Annotated in this window: 17 protein-coding genes and 1 riboswitch; of the genes, 7 read left to right on the top strand and 10 right to left on the bottom strand. The window is 68.1% G+C overall.

The window, feature by feature from the left end:
- The first annotated feature begins 77 nt into the window (after positions 1-77).
- Positions 78-1,460: an L-serine ammonia-lyase gene (locus RZA67_RS11570; RefSeq protein WP_317212889.1), complete on the top strand. Its 1,383-nt coding sequence runs from the start codon at positions 78-80 to the stop codon at positions 1,458-1,460.
- Positions 1,461-1,534: 74 nt separating this feature from the next.
- The gene (locus tag RZA67_RS11575) at positions 1,535-2,560 is read left to right on the top strand and encodes an alpha/beta hydrolase (protein ID WP_317212890.1); all 1,026 of its coding nucleotides are present in this window, start codon (positions 1,535-1,537) and stop codon (positions 2,558-2,560) included.
- Positions 2,561-2,572: 12 nt separating this feature from the next.
- Here the strand turns inward: RZA67_RS11575 and RZA67_RS11580 are convergent, their stop codons facing one another.
- The 7 genes from RZA67_RS11580 to RZA67_RS11610 form a co-directional block, all read right to left on the bottom strand.
- Complete coding sequence (locus tag RZA67_RS11580; protein WP_317212891.1) at positions 2,573-4,399, bottom strand: S8 family peptidase; 1,827 nt, start codon at positions 4,397-4,399, stop codon at positions 2,573-2,575.
- A gap of 78 nt (positions 4,400-4,477) precedes the next feature.
- Positions 4,478-6,289, bottom strand: coding sequence for a S8 family peptidase (locus tag RZA67_RS11585; RefSeq protein ID WP_317212892.1), 1,812 nt, complete (start codon positions 6,287-6,289; stop codon positions 4,478-4,480).
- 68 nt (positions 6,290-6,357) lie between these two features.
- Entirely contained in the window at positions 6,358-11,328 is a 4,971-nt protein-coding gene (locus RZA67_RS11590; RefSeq protein ID WP_317212893.1) for an ESPR-type extended signal peptide-containing protein, read from the bottom strand.
- A gap of 362 nt (positions 11,329-11,690) precedes the next feature.
- Complete coding sequence (locus RZA67_RS11595; protein WP_345784953.1) at positions 11,691-12,506, bottom strand: response regulator transcription factor; 816 nt, start codon at positions 12,504-12,506, stop codon at positions 11,691-11,693.
- On the bottom strand, positions 12,475-13,548 hold the full coding sequence (locus RZA67_RS11600) for a homoserine dehydrogenase (protein WP_317212895.1): 1,074 nt from the start codon (positions 13,546-13,548) through the stop codon (positions 12,475-12,477). The genes RZA67_RS11595 and RZA67_RS11600 overlap by 32 nt, the downstream gene beginning before the upstream one ends.
- Complete coding sequence (locus RZA67_RS11605; RefSeq protein WP_317212896.1) at positions 13,545-14,783, bottom strand: O-succinylhomoserine (thiol)-lyase; 1,239 nt, start codon at positions 14,781-14,783, stop codon at positions 13,545-13,547. Before RZA67_RS11605 ends, RZA67_RS11600 begins: the two co-directional genes overlap by 4 nt.
- Entirely contained in the window at positions 14,780-15,811 is a 1,032-nt protein-coding gene (locus RZA67_RS11610) for a homoserine O-succinyltransferase (RefSeq protein WP_317212897.1), read from the bottom strand. Before RZA67_RS11610 ends, RZA67_RS11605 begins: the two co-directional genes overlap by 4 nt.
- 77 nt (positions 15,812-15,888) lie before the next feature.
- Positions 15,889-16,006, bottom strand: a riboswitch (SAM riboswitch).
- A gap of 104 nt (positions 16,007-16,110) precedes the next feature.
- Between RZA67_RS11610 and RZA67_RS11615 the strand changes: the two genes are divergently transcribed.
- From RZA67_RS11615 to RZA67_RS11630, 4 genes are all read left to right on the top strand, one after another.
- Positions 16,111-17,001, top strand: coding sequence for a M23 family metallopeptidase (locus tag RZA67_RS11615; protein WP_317212898.1), 891 nt, complete (start codon positions 16,111-16,113; stop codon positions 16,999-17,001).
- Between the two features lie 46 nt (positions 17,002-17,047).
- Positions 17,048-18,652, top strand: a complete 1,605-nt coding sequence (locus tag RZA67_RS11620) for a peptide chain release factor 3 (RefSeq protein ID WP_317212899.1) — start codon at positions 17,048-17,050, stop codon at positions 18,650-18,652.
- A gap of 104 nt (positions 18,653-18,756) precedes the next feature.
- On the top strand, positions 18,757-19,389 hold the full coding sequence (locus tag RZA67_RS11625) for a hemolysin III family protein (RefSeq protein ID WP_317212900.1): 633 nt from the start codon (positions 18,757-18,759) through the stop codon (positions 19,387-19,389).
- Between the two features lie 281 nt (positions 19,390-19,670).
- Positions 19,671-21,638 carry an AsmA family protein gene (locus RZA67_RS11630; RefSeq protein ID WP_317212901.1) on the top strand — a complete coding sequence of 656 codons (1,968 nt, stop codon included), beginning with the start codon at positions 19,671-19,673 and terminating at the stop codon, positions 21,636-21,638.
- A gap of 108 nt (positions 21,639-21,746) precedes the next feature.
- Here RZA67_RS11630 and RZA67_RS11635 read toward each other — a convergent pair whose 3' ends face one another.
- From RZA67_RS11635 to mtgA, 3 genes are read right to left on the bottom strand one after another with little or no spacing between them, the layout of a single operon-like run.
- A complete protein-coding gene (locus tag RZA67_RS11635) occupies positions 21,747-22,178 on the bottom strand; it encodes a CBS domain-containing protein (RefSeq protein WP_317212902.1) in 432 nt (143 codons plus the stop codon).
- Entirely contained in the window at positions 22,138-23,157 is a 1,020-nt protein-coding gene (locus RZA67_RS11640; RefSeq protein ID WP_317212903.1) for a glycosyltransferase family 2 protein, read from the bottom strand. The genes RZA67_RS11635 and RZA67_RS11640 overlap by 41 nt, the downstream gene beginning before the upstream one ends.
- Positions 23,157-23,903: a monofunctional biosynthetic peptidoglycan transglycosylase gene (mtgA, locus tag RZA67_RS11645; protein ID WP_317214006.1), complete on the bottom strand. Its 747-nt coding sequence runs from the start codon at positions 23,901-23,903 to the stop codon at positions 23,157-23,159. The genes RZA67_RS11640 and mtgA overlap by 1 nt, the downstream gene beginning before the upstream one ends.
- 74 nt (positions 23,904-23,977) lie before the next feature.
- On the opposite strand from mtgA, the gene RZA67_RS11650 reads away from it, so the two are divergent.
- Positions 23,978-24,871, top strand: coding sequence for an Hsp33 family molecular chaperone HslO (locus RZA67_RS11650; protein ID WP_317212904.1), 894 nt, complete (start codon positions 23,978-23,980; stop codon positions 24,869-24,871).
- The last annotated feature ends 84 nt before the right edge of the window (positions 24,872-24,955 follow it).

Here is a 24,955-nt window from a genome sequence, read left to right on the forward strand (position 1 = left end):
TGCTGCGCCGCATCCAGGGTTGGCGGCGCCAAGCCGCTAGAATAGCGGTCTCTTCCGGTACCCGCAGCACGGCAACCATGGCAGTCAGCACGTTCGACGTTTTCAAGATCGGCATCGGCCCGAGCTCCTCACATACGGTGGGTCCGATGAAGGCGGCCGAGCGCTTCGTGCACCGCTGGCTGCTCGATCCGGGCCGCCTGCAGGACGTCGCGCGTATCCGCGCTGACGTCTACGGCTCGCTGGCGCTGACCGGACGCGGCCACGGTACCGACAAGGCGGTGCTGCTGGGCCTGGAGGGTCAGCGGCCCAACCTGATCGACCCGGACATCATTCCGGCCACACTCGAACGCATCCGCGGCAGCAAGCGTATTCGCCTGATGGGCCAGCATGAGATCGCCTTCGACGAGAAGCGCGACCTTGGCATGAACAAGCGCCAGAAGCTGCCCTATCACACCAATGGTATGCGTTTCACGGCCTTCGATGCCAATGACGAGGTGATTGCCACGCGCGACTACTACTCGGTCGGCGGCGGTTTCGTGGTCAACCAGGACGATGCGGCCGATGATCGCATCGTGCCCGATGAAACCCCCTTGCCCTACCCGTTCAAAAGCGGCGATGAACTGCTGGCGCAGACCGCGCGCAGTGGCCTGAGCATCGCTCAGCTGATGTTCGAGAACGAAAAGAGCTGGCGCAGCGAAGACGAGATCCGCGACAAGCTGCGCGAGATCTGGGCGGCGATGCAGGCCTGTGTGACCCGCGGCATCCGTGAGGAAGGCACGCTGCCAGGCGGCCTGCAGGTCGGTCGCCGCGCCCCGGCGCTGCACCGCGAACTCTCGTCCAAGCCCGAAGCCGCCATGCGCGATCCGCTGACCACGCTGGACTGGGTCAACCTGTACGCCCTGGCCGTGAACGAGGAAAACGCCGCTGGTGGCCGCGTGGTTACCGCGCCCACCAATGGCGCGGCAGGCGTGCTGCCTGCAGTGCTGCATTACTTCGACCGCTTCTGCCCGGGAGCCAACGAACAGCGCGTGTTCGACTTCCTGCTGACCTCGGCAGCGATCGGCATCCTGTACAAGGAAAACGCCTCCATTTCCGGCGCCGAGGTTGGCTGCCAGGGTGAGGTCGGCGTGGCCTGCTCGATGGCCGCTGGCGGCCTGGTGGCCGCGCTGGGCGGCAACCCGAGCCAGATCGAGAACGCGGCGGAGATCGGTATGGAACACAACCTCGGCCTGACCTGCGACCCGATCGGCGGCCTGGTGCAGATCCCCTGCATCGAACGCAACGCGATGGGCGCGGTCAAGGCGATCAATGCTTCGCGCATGGCGATGCGTGGCGATGGCAAGCACAAGGTCTCGCTGGACAAGGTCATCAAGACCATGCGCGACACCGGCCGGGACATGCAGGACAAATACAAGGAAACCAGCCGCGGCGGCCTGGCAGTCAACGTCATCGAGTGCTGAACGCCAGCGGCGCGCACGGCGCGCTCATCCGCCAGCAGGTAAGCTCATCGTCTGACCCGGACCGGTGATTACCCATGCGCCTGCTGGCCGCTGCCCTGATTGCCTGCCTGCCCTTTGCCAGCTGTGCGGCCGATGACTACGGCCCGCGACTGGAAGGTTTCGACTATCCGTGGCCGGTGCACACCTTTGCGCTGGAAAGCCAGCGCCAGCCACTGCAGATGGCCTACCTGGATCTGACACCGCAGGGGTCGCCGAAAGGCGTGGTACTGCTGCTGCACGGCAAGAACTTCTGCGCCGCAACCTGGCAGGAGACCATCACCGCCTTGCTGACTGCAGGTTACCGGGTCATCGCGCCGGACCAGATCGGCTTCTGCAAGTCCAGCAAGCCGGAGGGTTACCAGTACTCTTTCGGACAACTGGCTGCCAACACGCGGGCGTTGCTCGATTCGCTCGGTATCGAGCGTGTGCATGTGGTCGGACATTCGATGGGCGGCATGCTCGCCATCCGTTTTGCGCTGCTCCATCCGCAGCTCACCCGGAGCCTGGCGCTGGTCAACCCAATCGGACTGGAGGACTGGAAGGCACTGGGCGTGCCCTGGCGCAGCGTCGACGCGTGGTATGCCAATGAACTGAACACCAGCTTCGAGAGCATCAAGCGTTACCAGCTGGACGTCTACTATGACGGCCACTGGCAGCCCAGCTTCGAACGCTGGGCCCGCATGCAGGCCGGCATGTATACCGGCCCCGGAAAGCATGCGGTGGCCTGGAGCCAGGCGCTGACCTCGGACATGGTGTTCAATCAGCCGGTGGTCTACGAGCTGCCGCTGCTGCAGGTGCCTACCACGCTGCTGATCGGCCAGAAGGACCGCACCGCGATTGGCCGTGACCGGGCATCGCCGGAACTGAAGACCCGCCTGGGCTACTACCCGAGCCTGGGCAAGGCCGCCGCCGCGGCCATTCCAGGCGCGGAACTGGTCGAGTTCGACGAGCTCGGCCACTCGCCACAGGTGCAGGACCCGGTACGCTTCAACCGCGCCCTGCTGCAGGCACTTGCGCGTACAGAACAGACAGCGCCGCCGCAGGAGAGCCAGCGGCACTGAAGGTCAGGCCGGTCAGTACAGCCCTACCACCGAAAGCCCCTCCACATCCGTATCGCCGATCACCGCCATGTACCACGTGCCGGCGGCGGGACGGATGATCTGCACCGTCTGCGCAGTACCCGGCTTGACCGAGCGATAGTCATTGCTGGCCGCGGAAGGCACCCGGTCATGCGCTGCGTACACGGCTGCCGTGCCGTTGCCACCGTAGGTGCGCAGGCTCAACATGCTGGCGCCGGCCGGCACCTCGATGCGGTACAGCAGCGGCTCTCCGGCCACGGCCGACTGCGCCGTGGCTGCAACCCGGTTGACCAGCAGCTCGCTGGGGTTGTCCGGCAGCGGTTCACCTGCGGCCTGCACGGCCGCCGCCGCATCGACAATACCGGCGCCGATGCTGCGGTTGGTCGGCGGGGTCACCGCGAACGGCCGCGACGTGGTGCGCAGCACCTGGCGGACCTGGAGCGGAGTCAACGGGTCCAGCCCTGCCGTGGCCCGCGCATCCTGCATCAGCGCCACCACCGCCGCCACATGCGGGGCGGCCATCGAGGTTCCCTGCATGCCCACTGTGCGGTCACCGGCCGGACTCGCCTCCGGCGCCTGTGTGCCGTTGTTGCCCAGTGACCAGATGTAGTTGTTGTTCTGGTCGCTGTCCACGTCGTCACCGCCCGGCGCGGCGATATCAACCGCCGGGCCGTAGTTGGAGTAACTGCTGCGCGCCCCTGTGTAGCCGGTGGCGCCCACGGTGACCACGCCACGGCAGCTGGCCGGTGAGAACTGCGAGGCGCTCCTGTTTCTGTTGCCCGCCGCGACCACCACCGTGCTGCCGCGCGCCGTGGCGGCATCGATGGCGGCCTGGGTGACCGGATCATCGGCGCAGCTGCCTGCACCGCCCAGGCTGAGGTTGAGGACTTCTGCCGGTGTCGTGTTGTCCGGCACAGCATCAACCCTGCCGCCCGCAGCCCAGACGATGGCATCGGCGATGTCGGAGGTATAACCGCCACCGGTACCCAGCACCCGCACCGGCTGCACCTTCGCGTTGTAGGCCACGCCTGCGGTGAACCTGCCGTTGTTGGTCACCGCGGCCACCGTGCCGGCGACGTGGGTGCCGTGGAAGCTGCTGGCGCGGCCCGGCGTCCAGTCACCGGGGTCATGGGCGTCCGGATCCCGACCATCACCATCGTTGCCGACCTCTGGATCGTGGATGAAGTCATAGCCGGGCACCAGGTTGGCCGCCAGATCTGCATGATCCAGATAGCCGGTGTCCAGCACGGCGACCACCACGCCGGTACCCGTGGCTGCATCCCAGGCCTGCGGTGCGCCGATACCGCTGACTGGATGCTGGTAATGCCACTGATACGGGTAGTGCTCGTCGTCAGGCGTGACATCCAGCGCGTATTTGCGTGTATCCAGCTGGGCGTACTGCACATCGGGATCGCTGCGCAGCTGTACCAGCACCGCTGCGGCCTGCACCGCCGACAATGCCTGCGGTGCCTGCAACAGGTCGGCGCCCACGGCCAGCCGCCGCAGCAGGCGGGTGTTGCCGGCGCTGCGCTGCATGCCAGTGACGCCAGCGCGGAGCAGTGCCTGATCCACCACGGTGGTGACCGACCGGGCCGCGTTGCGGTTGCGGACGGCCTCACCGGAACGCAGCTTGACGATCAGTCGGGGGCTCGCGTCGCTGCCCTGCATCGGGGCAGCCATGGGGCTGGGGCGCACCACCGGCGCCGCGTCAGCCGCTGCGGCGGCACCTGCACTGGCGACACTGATGATCGCCACGGCCAACGACAGACTGCGCGACAGCCGCGAGGGGGGCGTCGCCACTGAGGGTTTGATTGATTTCATGAGGTTCTCCACTCCGTACAGCACCGGGATGACCTGCGCGCTTCGGCAACGCGCAGGCAACGAAAAGAGCGCACGCGCTCAGCGGACGATGCCGAGCACGCTGACATCGCCGAACCTGGACTGTCCTTCGACGGTGACAGTCCAGGTGCCCGCCGCCGGTTGCCGGACAGAGATGGCCTGGACCGTGCCTGGCCTCGTCGAGCGCAGAACCGCGGCACCTGCCGGCGGCGCAGCCTCCAGGCTGACGGCGCCGTTGCCTCCCAATGTGCGCACGTTCAGGCTGCCGGCCGCCGCAGGGACCTCAAGGGTGTAGACCAGACGCTGCCCCTGCGCGCCGTTCTGGCCGGTCAGCGCAACACCGCTCTGCAGCACGGGCTTGGGCAGGTCAGGCAGCGCATTGCCGATGGCCAGCTGCACCGCGCGGTAGGCATCCACCAGGCCAGCGCCGATTGGACGATCTGCCGGTATGGTCCGCGGGAACGGCCGTACCGAGCGCACCAGCACATCGCTGACCTGGTCCGGCGTCAACGGCGAACGGCCCGCCTGCACCGCTGCGGCCTGCACCAGCGCCGCCACGGCAGCCACGTGGGGCGCGGCCATCGAGGTGCCCGTCTTGCCCAGCAGCAGATCGTCATGCGCAGCAGTGGACTGGCCGCCATCGCCCAGCGACCAGATCACGCCCAGCGACACCGGGATGCTGCGGTCGAGATCGCCACCGGGAGCAGCCAGCGTCACGCCCGGACCAAAGTTGCTGTAACTGGCCAGACCGCCGCCCTGCGCCGTCGCGCCCACGGCGATGACGCCCTTGCAGCTGGCCGGCGAAAACCTGCTGACATCGGCGCTGTTGTTACCCGCTGCTACCACGATCGTGGTGCCCCGGCTGCGCGCCTGGTTGATGGCCTCCTGCGTCAAAGGATCTTCCGCGCAGGAACCCACCCCACCCAGACTCAGGTTGATCACTTCGGCGGGAGTGGCATTATCCGGCACCCCATCGACATGGCCACCGGACGCCCAGATGATGCCGTCGGCAATATCAGACACGAAACCACCGCAGCGGCCCAGCACGCGCACCGGCTGGACCTTCGCTGCGTAGGCGCCGCCGGCCAGGCCGATGCCGTTGTCACCCACGGCCGCGACCGTGCCGGCCACGTGGGTGCCGTGCCAGGTACTCGGTCTGGCCTCGCACAGCGTGCCGTCGCTCCAGTCGCCGGGATCGGTCGGGTCAGGGTCACGACCGTCGCCATCGACAGCGACGTCTGGCGAATCCGCATCCTGGCCGTAGGAGGACACCATGTCGTAGCCTGGCACCAGATTGGCCTTGAGATCGACATGCGGCAGCACGCCTGTATCAAGCACCGCAACGACGATGCCTTCACCACGGGTCTGCTCCCAGGCGCGCGGCGCGTAGATGCCGCCCAGGGTGTCGAGCATGTCCCACTGGTAGACCGGCAACTGTGGATCGTTCGGCATGCGCTGCAAGGCGTACATGCGGCGGTCGACCTGGGCGTACTCGACGTTGGGGTCGGCGCGCAGCACCCGCAGCACCGCATCCATGTCGGAAGAACGCAGGCGGCCGGACGCCTTGACCACGTCAGCGCCGGTAGCGGTTCGCCGCAACGGGGTCAAGGTGAGCGCTCCGGCACGCAGCGTGCCAACCGCCTTGCCCTGCAGCGCGGCTGCAAGCGCCAGCTGCGCCTGCCGGGGCGTGGCAGCGGCAGCGGTACCGGCACGGAATTTGACGATCAATCGTTGCGAAGGCTGTTGGACCGTCGGCGCGTGCAGTGGCCCGGAGACCGGTCCCAGCGCCGTGGCGGCCGCCGCACTGCCCGCCAGGCAAAGGGCGAGCGCCGAGGCCAGCAGCGTGCTGCGACACAAAGAGTCTGAGTTCATTTTTTTTTCCTTGCAAAGAGAGTGCTTGTTTCTGGCGGGCGGCCGACGCGCGGCCGCCTGCCGGCCGTTCAAAGGTCGATGCCGAAGCCAACACCCGCAGATCGGTCGTCGCCACTGAAGGCGCCGCCGAGACTGAAGCTGGCGCGCTCGCTGATCTGTTTGCCGTAGCCCACGGACAATGCCTTCTGGCTGTTCTGGAAACCGGCACCCACGGCAATCCGCCCACGCGGGCTGCGGCTGCCGGCGGCATTGACGGCCATGTTGAGCATCGCCGCGCTCATCGCACCCTGACGGTCGATGCGCCGTTCCTGCAGCCCCAGCCGATGGTCGAGCTCGCGGGTGACCTCGCCGAAGCGGTCGTCCAGCGCCTGGAAACGGTTGTCGGTGTAACTGCGGGCGGCATCGAGCGTCTGGCGGTCGCCTTCCTGCATCTGTGCGACATTGGCCGCGTCGGTGGCATTGACGCCGGCGCTGACGTTGCTGACGCGGCGTTCGTTGCCCGCGCTGCCAACCGAGACCACATTGTTCTCACTGGCCACCGAGCCCTGGCCGAGGGCGACCGAGCCCTCGCCGGTCGCCGTCGCCCCGGTACCCACCGCGGTTGCGCCGGTGCCGCTGACCCTGCTGTCGGCACCCACCGCGACCGCGCCGGCGGCTTCTGCCGTGACCTCGCTGTTGCTGCCCACCGCCGTGCTGTTGGCTGCGGCGGCACGGGCGCCGCTGCCCACGGCAGTGTCATTGCCATCGCTTGCCATGCTGCCCTCACCCACCGCCAGACCGTTGCCGTCGCCGCGCGGCACCCCGCTCGTGGGCGGCGGTGTGACAGCGCCGCCGCTGCGCTCCAGATCGCCCACGCGCGCGTCGAGCCCGCTCAGTGCTCCATCCAGCGCGCCAAGCGCACCGCCGATGTTGCCAAAGCGCTGGCCCTGTACGTTGTACACCGGGCCGACCAGCATGCCGTCGCCGCCCAGCGCAGCGCCGCCACCCAATGCGCGCGCGACCCCATCGAGCTGCTCGACATTGACCGCCTCATCGCGGGCAACGCCGGCCTTGAGATTGCCCAGCGTGGTGCCGCTGGCGCCACGCAGGCTGACCCGCTCGGCATTCTCGTCGTCGTAGCGCACGGCCACCTTGGCCAGCTCGCCAACGTCACCGCCCACGCTGGCGATGGCCGCGTCCAGCTGACGCTTGTTGATCGCGTCGGTGCCCTCGCTGCCATCAGCCACGTTGGCAATCTGCCGTTCGTTGCCGGCTGACCCCACCGATACGCTGGAGGCACGGTCGGCTACCGAGTTGTTACCCAGCGCGACTGCGTTGTCCGCGCTGGCGCGGGAACTGGCGCCAAGCGCCATCGCGTTGGCAGCCGATGCATTGGCAAACACGCCTTGCGCACTGGAGAACACGCCGGAAGCGCTTGAGAGCGCGCCTATCGCTTGAGAGAAGCCTCCCGTGGCTGTCGCCAAGTTACCCAGTGCAATGTCATAGCTACCCGACGCGCTGGTCAGGTACCCCAAGGCCATGGCGTTGTCGCCGCTGGCGTTTGCATGCCGGCCGAAGGCCGTAGCCATCTGCCCCGCCGCGGATGTGTTGTAACCAATCGCCAGCGCACCGGTACCCGCCGCCTGACTGTGGGCACCTACAGCCAGAGACATCGACCCGGTGGCCTGTGTGTTGAAGCCCAATGCCGTGCTCTGCGCGTCGTTGGCTGTGGCCAGAGCACCCAAAGCGGTTGTCGCGCCACCCGTTGCCTGGGCGCCGGCACCGAACGCCGAAGCGCCGTCGCCGCCGCTGGCGGCGGTTGCCCTGTTGATCTGTTCTCCCCCCATGGTCCCGGCATAGGTGCCACCCACGGCCGTGCCGTAGTTGCTGCTGACACTGCTGCTGTCACCAACGGCGACACTCTGGTCGCCATAAGCGAGGCTTGCGCCGCCGATGCTCAGTGATCCCTGGCCGACGGCCAGCGACTGCGCACCCAGCGCCAGCGCATCGGTTCCTGCTGCGAAGGCCTGTCGCCCCATGGCCGCTGCGCCTGCACCGTCAGCCGAGCTCGATGCGCCCAGGGCCAGAGCGCCCTCGCCGCTGGCCAATGCATCGTCGCTGCCGTCGCGCGCGCCATCCACCGCGAAGTAACGCAAATCAGCGCCCTGCGCCTGTACTGCCTTGAGCTGGGCCACGTTCACCGCATCGGTGTCCTCGGTCCCGCCGGCCACGTTGGCGATCTGCCGCTCGTTGCCGGCCGCGCCGATGGACACCACGCCGTCGCGGTCAGCCACCGCGCCATTGCCCAGGGCCACGCTGTTCTCGGCGGTCACCCAGGCCTCGTTGCCGATGGCCACGCTCTTGGGGGTCCATGCACGCGCACTGGCACCGACGGCGACCGCACGCTCCTCGGCGGCGTCAGCCATCGCGCCCAGCGCCGTCGAGCGCGAACCATTGGTGCTCGCCCCTGGCCCGACCGCTGTACTGTTTACCCCGTAAGCAGTCGTGTCGAAAGGAATACAGGCGAAGTCCTCGCACGCCACCCGTCCGCCCAGCGCCATCGCACCGTCCGCCAGCGCGTGGCTGTAGGTGCCGATGGCCACCGCGTCGCCTCCACCAGCAGTGGCGTTGCCCCCAATGGCGATGCTGCGGTCACCGCCGGGACCGAAGAAGTTGGCCTGCACACCCATTGCGATCGAGCCCATGCCATTGGCCTGGCTGCCCGGGCCGATGGCCAGCGCCAGATCGCCCTGTGCCTGCGTCTGCTGACCGAGTGCCAGGCTGCTGTCACCGGTTGCCATGCTGTTGCGACCAATGGCGATGGCGGTCGCGCCAGTGGCGGCACTCGCTGCACCCAGCGCCAGTGCGCCGTCGGTGCCTGCCACCGCGCCCATGCCGGCGGCCACGGCATTGGCGCCCGCCGCAGTGCTTGCATTACCCACCGCCACTGCGCCTTCGGCGCCAGCAAACGCACCGCCGCCCAGCGCCGTACTGTAGCTGCCATCGGCCAGGCTGGCGGCGCCCATCGCCAGGGTCTGGGTCCCATTGGCCACGGCGCCGGCGCCACCGGCCTGCGCGCCTTCACCGTTGGCCAGCGCGTTGTCGCTGCCATCACCCACGCCATCGACAGCGACATAGCGCAGCGGATCGGCCTGCGCCTGCAGCGTCTTCAGCTGCGCCACATTGACCGCATCGGTATCTGCCGTTCCGGCTGCCACATTCACCAGCTGCCGCTCGCGGCCTGCGGCACCGAAGGAGACCGTGCCGGTACGATCCGCGCGCGCATGACTGCCGATGGCAATGCTGTCAGCGACCTGGGCCTGCGCATCCATGCCGACCGCGAGCGAGGCCTGGCCGCCAGCCTGCGCTTCGTGTCCCAGCGCGACACTGCTGTCGGCAACGGCCGCCGCGCCTGCACCGACCGCAGTGGCATTCAGGCCAGACGCAGTCGTATTGCGCGCGATGCAGAAACCGCCCGGCGGGCAGGCCGACTGCCCGCCGACAGCCACGCTGCTGTCACCTATTGCGCGCGTCAGATACCCCAGTGCCACGCTGCGGAGTCCGGACGCGCCAGCGTCCGTGCCGAGCGCAACTGCGCCTGCGCCTTCTGCTGAGGCGAACTGACCCAGCGCAGTGGTGTACTCCACCAACGCCTGCGACCCGATACCCAGCGCGATGCCTGCCGGGCCGGCTGCATTGGCCTGCGTCCCCAGCGCAAGCGAGCTGTTGCCTGCGGCCTGGGCCAGTCCGCCGACCGCCACTGCGGCGTAGCCAGATGCGGACGAAAGCGAACCCATCGCCATCGAACCGGGGCCGGTGGACTGGCTGCGATCGCCCAGCGCAACGGAGGAGACCCCGCCCGCTACGGCACCACGGCCCTGCGCGATCGCATCCTGCTCGAACGCGGTTGCGCCATTGCCCACCGCAATCGCGCTGTTGCCACCAGCCCAGGAGCCCGAGCCCACTGCCAGACCGTAGTCACTGTCGGCCAGGCTGTTGGCACCCAGCGCACTGCTCTGCACGCCCCGCGCCACGGCATTGGCGCCGGCGGCCAGGGTCTGTTCGCCGTCGGCCAGCGCGGCACTGCCCAGCGCCATGCTGTGCTGGCCCAGCGCGGTCGCCGAAGCGCCTGCGGCAAGGGCCGCTTCACCCTGGGCGGCGGCCAACGCGCCCAACGCTACCGTTGCATTGCCGTCGGCCAGCGTGACCTCGCCGATGTCGGCCTGACCGTTGCCGTTGTCGTCGCTGCCCGCTGCGCCGCCCAGCGCCACCGCGCCTTCGCCACGTGCGCGGGCACGGTGACCGAGTGCGGCGGCGTAGTCGCCTTCTGCAGCGCTGAACGCCCCCATGGCCGTGCTGCCTTCACCGGCCGCGCGCGCGTAGCCGCCCACAGCCGCGGTGAAGTCGCCGCCGAGCGCGCGTGCGTTGGCACCTATGGCCACGCCTGCTTCGCTGTTGGTACCGGCGTTGTAGCCTGCCGCGAAGCTGCCTTCACCGTAGGTCTGTGCCATCGCGCCCACCGCAGTCGCCCCCTGTGCCTGGGCCACGCTCAGCGCGCCCACCGCCGTGGCTGCCTGTTCGCCTTCGGCGGCCGCGCTGGCACCGACAGCGGTGTTGCCAAAACCCGCCGCCTGCGCGCTCTGCCCGAGCGCGGTGGCGGCGTCGCCTGCGGCGATTGCATTCTGGCCGAGCGCCGAGGCACCGAGACCGATCGCCTGTGCCAACGATCCGATTGCGGTTGTCGCATTGCCTACCGCCTGGGTCTGCACGCCAATGGCCACCGCGCCATCACCATCGGCATTGGCATCATCGCTGCCATCAGCCACGCCATCGATGCGCAGGTACGCGTCCGTCGCCGCAGCACGCAGGCAGGCCGTATCACCCTCGGCACAGGTGGACGCCGTGCCCGGATCGGCCAGCGCCAGACCCGCTGGCACCAGCAGCACCACCAGGCCCAATGGGCGGCAACGCGTGCCACCGGCGCGTCCGCGCGCCAGCTCGGAGGCCACCACCCAGTGTCCCAGGGTGCGGTTCCAGATCTTTCGGAAGATTCGGTTCATGCAAGTTCTCTCCAACTGCAACGGCAAGACCATCCCGTGCCGGCCTGTGCGCAGGACAGGCCGGTCTGTCCGAAACCGGAATGGAGGGGTGAATCCGGGCCGCGTATGTCGCGATGCAGGCGACGCTGTGACGGCCCGGCGGGATCTGAACGTACGGTTCATGCGAAACCACTGTCACGCACGTCAGATCACCAACTTCTCACCGGTTTCTCACCGTGCGCAGCCGGCGGGACCGAACGCGTCGTGCTGCGGCGAGATGAGCGCACACGCCACCCGAAACGTCGCAACCTCGTACGCCCACTTGCCGGTTCCCCTGGCCGATCGGGGCAGAGGCGGTGGGCATCGATAGGCAGTCTCTTGTGTCAAACGACAAACACATAGCCTTCGCCGTGCACCGCACTCAAGGGCAGCGGGTGCGCGCACTGATGGGCGACCTTGCGTCGCAGTCGGTGGATCAACGAGTCCAGTCGATGGGTGTCGAACTCGAAGACGTCGCTGGTCAACACCGCGATGAGCTGTTCGCGCAGGACCAGTTCCCCGGGCTGCTGCAGCAGACGCGACAACAGCGGACGCTCGCTCTTGGTCAGCGCTACCGTCTGTCCGTCCGGTGCACTCAGACGCCAGCCGCCGCCGAGCAGCCGCCAGCCACCTGCCTCGAGTACCACCGCCGGTATCTGCCCCGCGCGTGCTGATGACTGCAGGCGACGCGCCAGGCTGTGCAGCGTCGCCACCAGCATCGAGGGCTCCACCGGCTCGCACAGGCAGGCATCGGCACCCAGCACCAGCGCGCGTACCTGCGCGCCGACATCGGCAGTGGCTGCCAGCAGGACCACGCCAAGCGCGGGATAGCGCGCGCGCAGCGCGCTGGCCACCGCTGCCTCGTCTTCCTCCGGCGGGCAGCGTGCCAGCACCACGATCTGCGGCTGATGCGCGGACACGCAGTGCATCAGTTCTGCCACGCTGGCCACGGGTGAAACGACAAATCCGCTTGCCTGCAGGCACGCCGTCAGTACATGGAGATGCGGAGGCGGCTCATGCAGCAGAACGGCGATGTGGAGGATGGGCGGCGCGGGAGGAAGCACGGGCAGGACCGGTTGCAGCACTGCCGCGATGGTAGCCAGCGCCTGCAGCGTGGCCATTAGGACACTACGGAATTGCGTGGATCCGCATGACGTCATCCAGCAGCGCTGCGGCGGTGACCGTCGCACCCGCCCCCGGCCCCTGGATCAGCAGCGGCTGCTCCCGGTAGCGGTCGCTGTGCAGGGCAACGCGGTTGTCGGTGCCAGCCCCCTGCGCCATCGGGTGGTCGGGCGGCAGCGTCCGCAGTCCCACCTCGGCACCGCGGCCATCCACGCACCCGACAAACCGCAGCACATGACCACGCGCCTGCGCCCGCTGCCACTGGTCCTGCACTGGCACATCGAGCTGCTGCAGTTGTGACAACGCCTCCTGCAGGGACAGCCGGGCCAGCGGCGCCGGTACCAGCGAGTGCACGCGCACCTGCGCCGCCTCCAGCGGCAGGCCACTGGCACGGGCGAGAATCAGCAGCTTGCGACGCACATCCTCGCCCGCAAGGTCCAGCCGGGGGTCCGGTTCGGTGAAACCGGCCTGCACGGCTTCGGCAACCCACTGCGAGAACGCTCGCTTCCCGTCGTAATGATGGAACAACCACGCCAGCGAACCGGACAGTACCCCTTCGATGGCGTGGATGCGGTCACCGCCTGCGATGAGTGCGCGCAGGCTGCTCAGCAGCGGCAGGCCTGCGCCCACCGTGGCGCTGTCGCCGTAGCGCACGCCACTGGCAGCGCAGCCTTGAACAATCGCCTGCGCGCGCGTCAGCTGCGCGCCGGCGCCGAGCTTGTTGGCCGTGACCACATGCATGCCACGCGCCAGCCATGCCGCATGCTGCTCGGCCACTGCATCGCTGGCCGTCGCATCGACCACCACATCGCCGGCCTGCAGCGCATCGATCTCCACCCCGACGGCACGCGGGGCTGTCGGCACCGGTGCGCTGCGCGCCTGCCGCAGGTGCTGCCCTGGTGCCTGTCCGCAGCGCAGTACGGTGCGCGAGTTCGCCACCGAGTGCAGGCTGGGCAACGCGACGCCGCGTTGCTGCAGGGTCTGGTAGCGCTCGACGAACGCCGAGCCGACCGTGCCGGTGCCGAGCAGCAGCAGCTGACGTTGCCGCGCGGGATGAGGTGCCAGACGCTGTGCGTTCATGCCTCCACCCGTTCTCTGCCAACCTCGGCCTGCGCCTGCAGCACCGCTTGCGCGCGCGCCAGCGCGGCGCCGAGATCGGCCACCAGATCCGCTTCTGCCTCGATGCCTACCGACACCCGCAGCAAGCCGTCACTGATACCGGCCGCCGCGCGCGCCTGGGCACTCATCGCGGCATGGGTCATCGTGGCCGGGTGTGCGATCAGGCTCTCCACCCCGCCCAGCGATTCGGCCAGGGTGAAGCAGCGCAGGCCATCAATGAACGCGCGTACTGCCGCGTGCCGGTCCGGCCCCTCGCAGGACACCAGTTCAAAGGAGAGCATCGCCCCGAAACCCGATTGCTGGCGAGCGGCCACCGCATGGCCGGGATGATCGACAAGGCCGGGGTAGTAAACCCTGGCCACAGCCGGATGTGCAGCCAGCAACGGCACGAGCGCGGCGGTGTTTTCCTGGTGCACACGCAGGCGTGCGTCCAGCGTGCGCAGACCGCGCAGGGTGAGAAACGCGTCGAACGGCGAACCGGTCAGGCCCAGCGCGTTGCCCCACCACGTCAGCTGATCGTACAGCTCCGCGTCGGCTGCGATGACCGCACCGCCGACGACGTCGCTGTGACCATTGATGTACTTGGTGGTCGAGTGCAGTACCAGGTCGGCACCGAAGGCCAGCGGTTGCTGCAGCGCCGGTGACAGGAAGGTGTTGTCCACCACCACGCGGGCGCCAGCCTTGTGCGCGGCCTCGATGACAAAGCGCAGATCGGTGATGCGCAGCAGTGGGTTGGAGGGCGTTTCCACCAGTACCAGCGTGGGCTGCTGGGCCAGCGCTGCGGCCAGGCTCTGCGGGTCGGTCAGATCGGCCGTGATCAGGCGGAAGTGGCCCTTGTTGGCCAGCGCGTTGAACAGACGCCAGCTGCCACCATAGGCATCGTGCGGCACCACCAGGGCGTCACCGGGCTGCAGCAGCGCATTGAGCACCAGATTGATCGCGCCCATGCCAGTGGCGGTGATCACCCCGCCCGCGCCACCTTCCAGCTCGGCCAGCGCCTCGCCCAGCAGATCACGGGTCGGGTTGCCGCTGCGGGTGTAGTCATACTGGCGTTTGTTGCCGAAGCCTTCAAAGCTGAAATTGGACGACAACACGATCGGCGGCGTCACTGCGCCGTGCGCGGTATCGCGGTCGATGCCGGCGCGCACGGCGGCGGTGGTACGGCAACAGGACGGCTGGTCGGTGTGCAGGCTCATGCGGTGTCTCCCGGCAGGCGGATGGCGGTGGCGAGGATGCTGTTGATGCGGTCGGTTTCCTTGAGAAAGGCGTCATGGCCGTAGGGCGAGCGCAGCACCCGCAGGCTGCCGCGCGGTCCCAGCCCTTCCACCAGCGTCACCAGGTCGGCCAGTGGCACCAGGCGGTCGCCCTCCACCGCTACCACCACGGTCGGCACCTGCAGCTGCGCCGGGTCGACGCGGTGCAGGTCGATGGACTCTGACAGCCGCAGCCAGGCCGTCACCGGCGTGCGCGCGACGTACTGGGCGGCGGTCGCGTCGAGGTAGTCCTCCGCCGCAACCCGCACCCTGCCGTTGACGACTTCGGGCGCGGCATCGAAGCGCTCGCTGAACTCTTCCGGCGTGCGGTAGCTGAGCATGGCGAACTGGCGGGCCAGCGCGAGTCCATGCTCTTCGCTGCACTGCAGCTGCCCCAAGGCGACTGCGCGGCGCTGCAGCGCGCGCCAGGCCGCCGCATAGGGGTGGGCGCGGTGCGCGCCGCTGACCACCACCAGCCGCTGCACCCGCGCCCGGTGGCGCAGCGCAAACTGCTGGGCAACCAGCGCGCCGTAGGAATAGCCAACGAAGGCCTGCAGGCGTGAAATGGACAGGTGGTCCAACAGCAGGGCCAACGCATCGGCCTGGTCAGCAGTGTCGATCGGCGCGTCCAGCGTGCCATCGGCGCCGATGAAATCGAACGCAAGCACGCGCAGCAGCTGCGGATCCAGCGTGCGTCCGGGCCCGACCAGGCCTTCGGCCCAACCTTTTTCGGCGAAGCGGTCATTGGCCGCCACGTGCCGGTGCGCCGAAATGCCGCCGGCCAGCACTACCACCGCCGCCTGCGGCGGACCCGCGCACTCCCAGCGTACGGTGACCGTGCGCAGGCCCGCATGACGCATCGGCAGCGCCGCGACGAACTCGCCGCGCAGTGCCGCGCTGTGGTCAGTGACCGGCACGCTGGCCGGAACGAAGGCTTCTGGAAAGGGTGAAGACGGGAGGGCGAGGCTCATGGCGGTATCCAAAGGGAAGCGGCCATCGAGCCTTCGCAGGGCCCGTGTTCGGACACACCCGCGGCGGGGCATGTCTCGAACCATCTTCCGGTGGACGCACGGTCCCCGCAGGATTTGGCACCTACGCCGACGCTTGCGCGCCTGCGGGCTGCCCCGGCTTCAAAGGGCCTGTCCCTCTGCCGGTCTCGATGGTGGGACCACAATGCCAGCGCTCAGTACGCCTGTCAACCCATCTATCATGATGAAGAGATATATGCGACATCGGGACCGCCTTTGCCGACATGCCGTACATTTTCACGATGCGATCTGTCGTACTTGCCACCGCCCTGCTGCTGCCCTGTGCGTCGTCGGCCGCCCCCGGGCCGGCGTGGCGTCAGGGCTGGGGGCTGGCCAGGCCACCGGCCGAGGTGGCCGCGCCCGCGCCGCCGGCCCGCCTGCGTCTGCGGGCCCACGATGGGCACTGGCAGGCGCACGTCGAGAACACCCTGTACGGGCCGCTGCAGTACGCGCTGGTCCCCACCGATGGTCAGTCCGTCACCGGTCTGCCCGCTACGGGCCTGCTGCCGGCACGACGCGGCACCGTCATCGCCGACCTGCCTGCGCCGGCCGACGGAGGCCCGCTGCGGGTCGTGCTACGCACCGCACCGGGCGATCCGGCTGCGCAACCACGCCACGTCACCTACGCCCTGCCCTTTGCCAACGCACCGGTGCGGGTGAGCCAGCCACCGCGTGGACTGGCCAGCCATCGCGATGCCGGCAACGCCGAAGCGGTGGATTTCGCGCTGCCCGTCGGCACGCCGGTGCTCGCCGCGCGGTCCGGTACCGTGATGCAGGTGCAGGACGGATTTGCCGCCACCGCCTCAGACGCCGAAGGCCTGCTGGAACGGGTCAACCTGGTCCGGGTGCTGCATGAGGATGGCAGCATGGCGGTCTATGCGCACCTGCTGGCCGGCGCGATGCAGGTGCGCGCCGGCCAGCACGTCTCGAGCGGGCAGCCACTGGGGCATTCGGGTAACAGCGGCCTGAGCCGGGGACCGCACCTGCATTTCGCCGTCCAGGTCAACCGCGGCCTGCAGTTGCACGCGGTGCCGGTGCGCATGGCCACCGCCCAGGGCGAGCTGCGCTTTGCCCGACCGGCGCCGGACACCGGCGCAGCGCCTGACCCCGCTGCCCGGCAGGGGCCGCTATAATTGCCGGCTCACCCTCTGAAAAGCGCCCCGTGCGGGCGCCACCGCCATGTCCGAAGTCGCCACCGAAGCGGGCCGCCGCCGCACGTTCGCCATCATTTCCCATCCTGACGCCGGCAAGACCACGCTGACCGAAAAGCTGCTGCTGTTCGGGGGCGCGATCCAGATGGCCGGGTCGGTCAAGGGCCGCAAGGCCGCGCGCCACGCCACCTCCGACTGGATGGCGCTGGAAAAGGAGCGCGGCATCTCCGTGACCTCCTCGGTCATGCAGTTCCCCTACGAGGGGAAGATCGTCAACCTGCTCGACACTCCCGGGCACGCCGACTTCGGCGAAGACACCTACCGCGTGCTCACCGCGGTGGACTCGGCGCTGATGGTCATCGACGTGGCCAAGGGCGTGGAAGAGCGCACCATCAAGCTGATGGAGGTCTGCCGTCTGCGCGACACGCCGATCATGACCTTCATCAACAAGCTCGACCGCGAGGGCAAAGATCCCATCGAGCTGCTGGATGAAGTGGAGACCGTGCTCGGCATCCAGTGCGCGCCGGTGACCTGGCCGATTGGCATGGGCCAGCGCCTGAAGGGCGTGGTCCACCTGCTCACCGGCGAAGTGCATCTTTACGAGCCGGGCCGCAACTTCACCCGCCAGGACTCGACCATTTTCCCGTCGATCGACGCGCCCGGCGTGGCCGAGAAGATCGGCGAGCGCATGCTGGCCGACCTGCGTGACGAACTGGAACTGGTGCAGGGCGCCAGCCACCCGTTCGACCTGCAGGCGTACCTGGACGGCAAGCAGACGCCGGTGTTCTTCGGCTCGGGCGTCAACAACTTCGGCGTGCAGCCGCTGCTGGACTTCTTCGTCGAGCACGCGCCGTCGCCGCAGGCACGTGCCACCACCGGCCGCGTCATCGCCCCGGAGGAGAGCAAGCTCAGCGGCTTCGTCTTCAAGATCCAGGCCAACATGGACCCGCAGCATCGCGACCGCGTGGCCTTCATGCGCGTCTGCTCGGGTCGCTTCAGCGCCGGCATGAAGACCTTCCACGTGCGCAGCGGCAAGGAGATGAAGCTGGCCAATGCGCTGACCTTCATGGCCAGCGACCGCGAGATCGCCGCCGAAGCGTGGCCGGGCGATGTCATAGGCATCCACAACCACGGCACCATCTCCATCGGTGATACGTTCACCGAAGGCGAGGCGGTGACCTTCACCGGCATCCCCAACTTCGCACCGGAACTGTTCCGCCGCGCACGTCTGCGTGACCCGCTCAAGCTCAAGCAGCTGCAGAAGGGCCTGGCCCAGCTTTCCGAGGAAGGCGCCACGCAGTTCTTCCGCCCGCTGACCAGCAACGACCTGATCCTCGGTGCGGTGGGTGTGCTGCAGTTCGACGTGGCGGCCTACCGCTTGAAGGACGAGTATGGCGTGGAGGCGACCTTCGAGCCGGTCAGCGTGACCACGGCTCGGTGGGTCACCTGCAGCAACGAGAAGAAGCTGGAAGAGTTCCGCGAGAAGAACGCGCTGAACCTGGCGCTGGACGCAGCCGGCCACCTGGTCTATCTGGCCCCGACCCGGGTCAATCTGCAGCTGGCGCAGGAGCGTGCCCCGGACGTGCGCTTTGCCGCTACCCGCGAAGCGGCGCACACGGTCTCGGTGGGCTGAGCAGCCTGCTGAACCGATCGCCGTACGGCGGGCGTGCAAGCGCCCTCCAACGCGGCGATGATAGGGGGGCGCGGGTCCCCCTGCCCGCAGCCGACCTGTTTGTCATGACCTCTGCTGCATCGATTCGAGAAGAAATTGCCAGTGCCCTGACCCACGGACTGGGCGCGGTGTTCGCGCTGGCTGCCAGCGCGGTGCTGATCACCCTCGCTGCCATCTATGGCGACGGCTGGCAGCTGGGCAGCGCCATTGTGTTCGGCGTGGCGCTGCTGCTGCTGTACACCGCCTCTACGCTTTACCACGCCATCCAGCACCCGGTGGCCAAGGGCCGGCTGAAAGTGTTCGACCATTGCGCCATCTATGTGCTGATTGCCGGTACGTATACCCCGTTCACCCTGATAGGCCTGCGCGGGCCGTGGGGCTGGGGCATGTTCAGCGCGATCTGGGCGCTGGCTCTGGCTGGGGTGGTGTTCAAGCTGTTCTACACGGGCCGCTTCAAGGCGCTGTCCACGGCCATCTATATCGCGATGGGCTGGCTGGTGGTGGTGGCGATCAAGCCGATGTGGGCCGCGATCGATGCGGTGACGCTGGGCTGGCTGCTCGCCGGCGGTCTGTCCTACACGCTGGGCACGTACTTCTACCATCGCGAGTCGATCCGGTATTCGCACGCGATCTGGCATCTGTTTGTGATTGGCGGCAGCGTCTGTCACTTCGTCGCGGTGACGATGCAGATTCTGTAGGTGGCCCATGGCAGGGCCTGCGGCCCTGCACCGGCTGACGGCAACGGCAACGGCAACGGCAACAGCGGTGTCCGGCGTCCCTCGGCGAGCGCCATCCGGGCGCTCGATGTCCCCGCCCCCCCCTGCCACCGCGCCTCACTGTCTGCGGTAGGTGACGACCGTTGGTCGTCACACTTTCTGCTGAAACGCCGATCAGCTCATGGATCGCCCGGCCGCCTCGGTCACATGTTCCGAATGGACAGTTCGCGCGGCGTGCACGATGAACGGGCAACCATGCAACGGTGAATGAGACTACTTCCCCCGCTGCTTCCTCCCGCTGGCGTCCTCGCCGTCCCGGCAAGCGCGGCCAGCGTCTGATCGCGTTGCTGTTGCTGCTGCTGGCCGCGCTGATGGTACTGATCGCGCTGTGGGACTGGAACTGGTTCAAGGGGCCGGTGGAACGTGCGGTGCAGGCACGGACCGGACGCGTGCTGCAGATCGGCAACCTGGATGTCGACCTGGGCCGCACCACCACGGTGCGCGCCGACAGCCTGCAGTTCGCCAACGCCCCGTGGGCGAAACAGCCGCAGATGGCGCGCGCCGATCGCGTGGAGTTCGATATCCGGGTCTGGCCCCTGCTGCGCGGCAGTGTACAGCTGCCGGAAATACGGCTGACCCGCCCGGATGTGCTGCTCGAGACCGCGCCCAAGGCCGATGAGCCGGGCAACTGGGACTTCCTCGGCGCCAGCGACGGCCGAGCTGGACCGCAGCTGCGGCGCCTGCATATCGACGATGGCCGCCTGCAGTTCCTCGACGCGCGCGGCCGCACCGACATTCTGGTCAACGTGCGCAGTGGGCAACCACGCCAGAAGGACGCAGCCCCCCCACTGCGCGTGGATGGCAAGGGCCGCTGGCAGGGCAATGCGTTCACGCTCAATGGCATGACCGAATCACCGCTGGAGCTGAGCAACAGCGAGCATCCGTTCCGCATCCATCTCGACGGCCGCGCCGGTGCCACGCACGCGGTTGCGAGCGGAACGCTGACCAACCCGTTCCAGCTGCAGGTGCTCGACCTGCAGTTCAAGCTCAGCGGCCAGGACATGGCCGACCTGTACCCGCTGCTCGGCATCGCCATTCCGCCCTCACCGCCCTATGCGCTGGACGGTCGACTCAAGCGGGACCACGCGACCTGGCGCTACGAAGGATTCAGCGGCAAGGTCGGCGACAGCGATCTCGGCGGCGACGTGCGTATTGATGTGGGCGGCGAGCGTCCGAAGTTGACCGCCACCCTCGCCTCGCGCCGGCTGGATTTCGACGATCTCGCTGGCTTTGTTGGCGCGCCACCACGTACCGGCGGCGGCGAGACCGCCAACGCTGAGCAGAAGACCGAGGCCGCACGCGTGGCGGCCCGGCCCACCGTGCTGCCGGACACCCCCTACAACCTGGGCAAACTGCGCGCGATGGACGCCGACGTCCGCTGGAAGGCGCAACGCATCAACTCGCCCAGCCTGCCGCTGGATGACATGGATGCACACCTGCTGCTGGAGGACGGCCTGCTGCGCCTGCAGCCGTTGAATTTCGGCGTCGCAGGCGGCGACATCCGCAGCACGATCCGCATGGATGCCCGCCGTCCGCAGATCGATGTGGCCCTGCAGGCCAGCGTGCGACGTGTGCAGCTGGGCCAGCTGTTCCCCGATGCCAAACTGGCCGAGCAGGCCAGTGGCGGCATCGGCGGTGACATCAACCTGCGCGGCAGCGGCAACTCGATTGCCGCCATGCTGGGCAGCAGCAACGGGGACGTCGCGCTGGGGCTGGGCCGTGGCCACGTCGGCAATCTGGTGATGGAGCTGGCCGGCCTGGACGTGGCCGAATCCCTGCGCTTTCTGTTCACCGGCGACCGGCAGATCCCGCTGCGCTGTGCGTTTGCTGATTTCGGCGTGCGCGACGGTTTGATGAGCAGCCGGGCGCTGGCGGTGGACACTACCGATACGCTGATCGTCGGCGAAGGCACGGTAAGCCTGAAAAACGAGCAGTTGGACCTGTTGTTGCGCCCACGGCCCAAGGACCGGAGCATTCTTGCTCTGCGCTCGCCGCTGCGCATCGGCGGTACGTTCAAATCGCCCAGCTTCCGTCCCGACTTCAAGGCACTGGGTCTGCGCGGCGCCGTCGCGCTCGCGCTGGGCAGCATTACCCCACCGGCTGCGCTGCTGGCCACCATTGAAACCGGCCCCGGCGAGGACGCCGACTGCGGCGGCCGCTATGCCCGGTAAAGGTAACCCCACGGTCGGCTCCTCTTCGTACAGATCGCGGTAACCCGGCCGCGCTGACGCGCGGCGAGCCGACCATGGGTCGGCTTCACGGGGGCAGGCTGCTGCATCTCAGCCAGCGACGATGTACTGCTGCAGATGGTCCAGCTGCTGTTTCTGCGCGTCGATCACCGCTTTGACCAGATCGCCGATGGAAATCACCCCGCGCACGCGGCCACCTTCCACCACGGGCAGATGGCGGATGCGGTAGTCGGTCACCAGCTGCAGGCAATGCTCCACCTGCTCGCCGGGTGCAACGGTCACCACCTCGGCGGTCATGATGTCCTGCACCCGCGTGTCACGCGAGGAGCGTTCGTGCAGCACGATCTTGCGCGCGTAGTCGCGCTCGGAAAGGATGCCGACCAGCCGTTCGCCGTCCATCACCAGGACCGCGCCGATTCCTTTTTCGGCCATCAGCCGGATCGCATCGATCACCGCAGCGGCCGGGGCCACTGCGTGCACTTCAGGAGACTTGCCGTCCAACAGTTCGCGTACCGTGGTCATCTGCCTGCCCTCCAAGGGTGGGTTGCAGGAACGAGTCTGCCATGTCTGTGGCGATGCAGGTGTCAACCAGGTACAACGGACGCTGCTTGGACTCCTCATACAACCGGCCCAGGTACTCGCCGATCAGACCCAGTGCGATGAGCTGCACCCCGCCCAGGAACAGGATGACGGTCATCATGGTGGGCCACCCCGCCACCCGGTCGCCGTACAGTGCGGCCTTGAGCACCACCAGCACGGCAAACACGAACGCCAGCGCAGCCGTCAGCAGCCCCAGGTAGGTGGCTGCACGCAGCGGCACCGTGGAGAAACTGGTGATCCCCTCCAGCGCGAAGTTCCACAGCCGCCACAGGCTGAACTTGCTGCTGCCGGCGATGCGCGCCTCGCGCTGGTACGGCAAGGCGATGCGACGGAAGCCAACCCAGCTGAACAGGCCTTTGAGGAACCGATGACGTTCGCGCATCCCGGCAAGCGCCTGCAGCGCGCGCGGCGACAGCAGGCGGAAATCACCGGTATCGGCGGGAATCGGCGTGCGCGACAGACGACCGATGACCCGGTAGAACAACGTTGCGGTGGTGCGCTTGGTCCAGCTTTCGCCTGCGCGCGCCAGACGCGTGCCGTACACGTTGTCATAGCCCTGCTGCCAGTACGCCACAAACTGCGGTATCAGCTCCGGCGGATCCTGTCCGTCGGCGTCCAGGATCATCGCCGCGCCGGTGCGCACCTGGTCCAGACCGGCGGTGAGCGCGGCCTCCTTGCCGAAGTTGCGCGACAGGCGCAGCGCACCAACCCGCGCGTCGGCGGCCACGAAGGCGCTCAGGATGGACCACGTCGCATCGGTACTGCCGTCGTCCACATACAGAATGCGCCCGTCGACCGCCTCCAGCTGCGCGAGCACCGCCAGCAGCCGCGGCTGCAGCAGCGGCAGCGCCTGTTCTTCATTGTGCGCGGCGATGACCAGGGTCAAGCGGGGAAGACGCATCACGGCTCCTGCAGGTAGGCGGCACCGCCGAGCTGGCGGGCCTGGCGCTGGATCCACGCCGCACGGCGCTGCACATACGGGCCCGGGCGGGCAGCGTCATAGCGGCGCGGCGACGGCAGCACGGCCGCAAGGCGGGCGCTTTCAGCGGCACTGAGCGCACTGGCGTCCTTGTTCCAGAACCTTTGCGCCGCCGCCTGCGCGCCGTAGATGCCATCCCCGAACTCGGCGATGTTGGCATACATCTCCAGAATGCGCTCCTTCGGCCACAGCAGCTCGATCAGCACCGTGTACCAGACCTCCAGACCCTTGCGCACCCAGCTGCGCCCCTGCCAGAGGAACAGGTTCTTGGCCACCTGCTGGCTGATCGTGCTGGCCCCGCGCAGGCGCCCGCCGCGCGCGTTGTGATCGCGCGCCTTCTCGATGGCCTGCAGGTCAAAACCGTTGTGCCGCGGGAACCGCTGGTCCTCGGCCGCCACCAGCGAAATCGGCAGGCTCGGCGCGATACGCTCCATGTCCCGCCACTGGTAATGCAGCCGGTAGCCGCCGTCGCCTTGGACGAGCGCCTCGCCGTAGCGCCAGAGCATCACCGTGGAAATCGGCGGATCGACCCAGCGCAGCACGATCACCTGCAGCACACTGAAGGCCGCAAACAGCAGCGGCAGCCACAGCAGCCGGCGCCAACGCCATTGCCAGCGCCGCCGCGGTGCGCCCTGCCCTGCCTTGAGGTCCTGCCCCTGCGCCCCCATTGTCTGATGCATCCTTCCTGTAGACGGTTGTCGGTGCATTATCCGGCAAGTGTCTCCTTACGCGCACCGAGCCGATGACTGCCCATACCGATTCCCTGTTCCGTTTCCTGCTTCCCGATGCCGGTGTGCGTGGCGTCCATGTGCGCCTGCAGGGCGCCTGGCGCGAGATGCTCACCCACGCCAGCTATCCGCCCATCGCGCGCGGCCTGCTCGGCCAGGCCACGGTGGCGGCCGCCCTGTTCACTGGCCACACCAAGGTGGACGGACGCCTGTCCATTCAGCTGCGCAGTGAGAGTGCCCTGCGCGGTCTGTTTGCCGAATGCACCGCCGTCGGCACCGTGCGCGGCATCGCACGTCTGGAAGAAGGCCAGGATGCACCGGCCAGTCTGCATGACCTCGGCGAGGCGGCAATGCTGGCCATCACCATTGAAAATCCGGGTCTGGACCCGCGCGAACCCCAGCGCTACCAGAGCCTGGTAAGCCTGGACGCGGCCGAGCTCGACGTTGCATTCGAGGACTACTTCCGCCAGTCAGAACAGCTGCCGACCCGTCTGCTGCTGGCCGCTGATGGCGACGCCGCCGCGGGCCTGCTGCTGCAGAAGCTGCCCGGCGACCAGGGCGACGACGATGGCTGGAACCGGGCCAGCGCGCTGTTCGAAACCCTTGGCAAGGCCGAACTGCTGGAGCTGGATGCGGCCGAACTGGTACATCGTCTGTTCCACGAAGAGGCGCCGCAGGTGATGGGCGAACGTGGCCTGGCCTTTGCCTGCTCCTGCTCCCACGAACGCGTAGCGGGCATGCTGCAGTCGCTGGGCGAGGAGGAAGCGATGGCAGCGGCCGAGGCCACTGGTGCGGCGGAAATCCGCTGCGAGTTCTGCGGCCGCGAGTATCACTTCTCTTTGACGGAGCTGGCGCTACTTTTCAAACCTGAGGCGCTGTCCGCCGCTGCCCCGGAACGGCTTCAATAATCGGCCAGCCTTGGCGAGTCGGTAGTTCTGGGGAGAACGGAGACTTGTTAAAGAATCATAAACCACCTAGGATCAAGTCCCCGG

The organism is Stenotrophomonas sp. C3(2023) (genome assembly GCF_032911385.1).
GTDB lineage: Bacteria > Pseudomonadota > Gammaproteobacteria > Xanthomonadales > Xanthomonadaceae > Stenotrophomonas.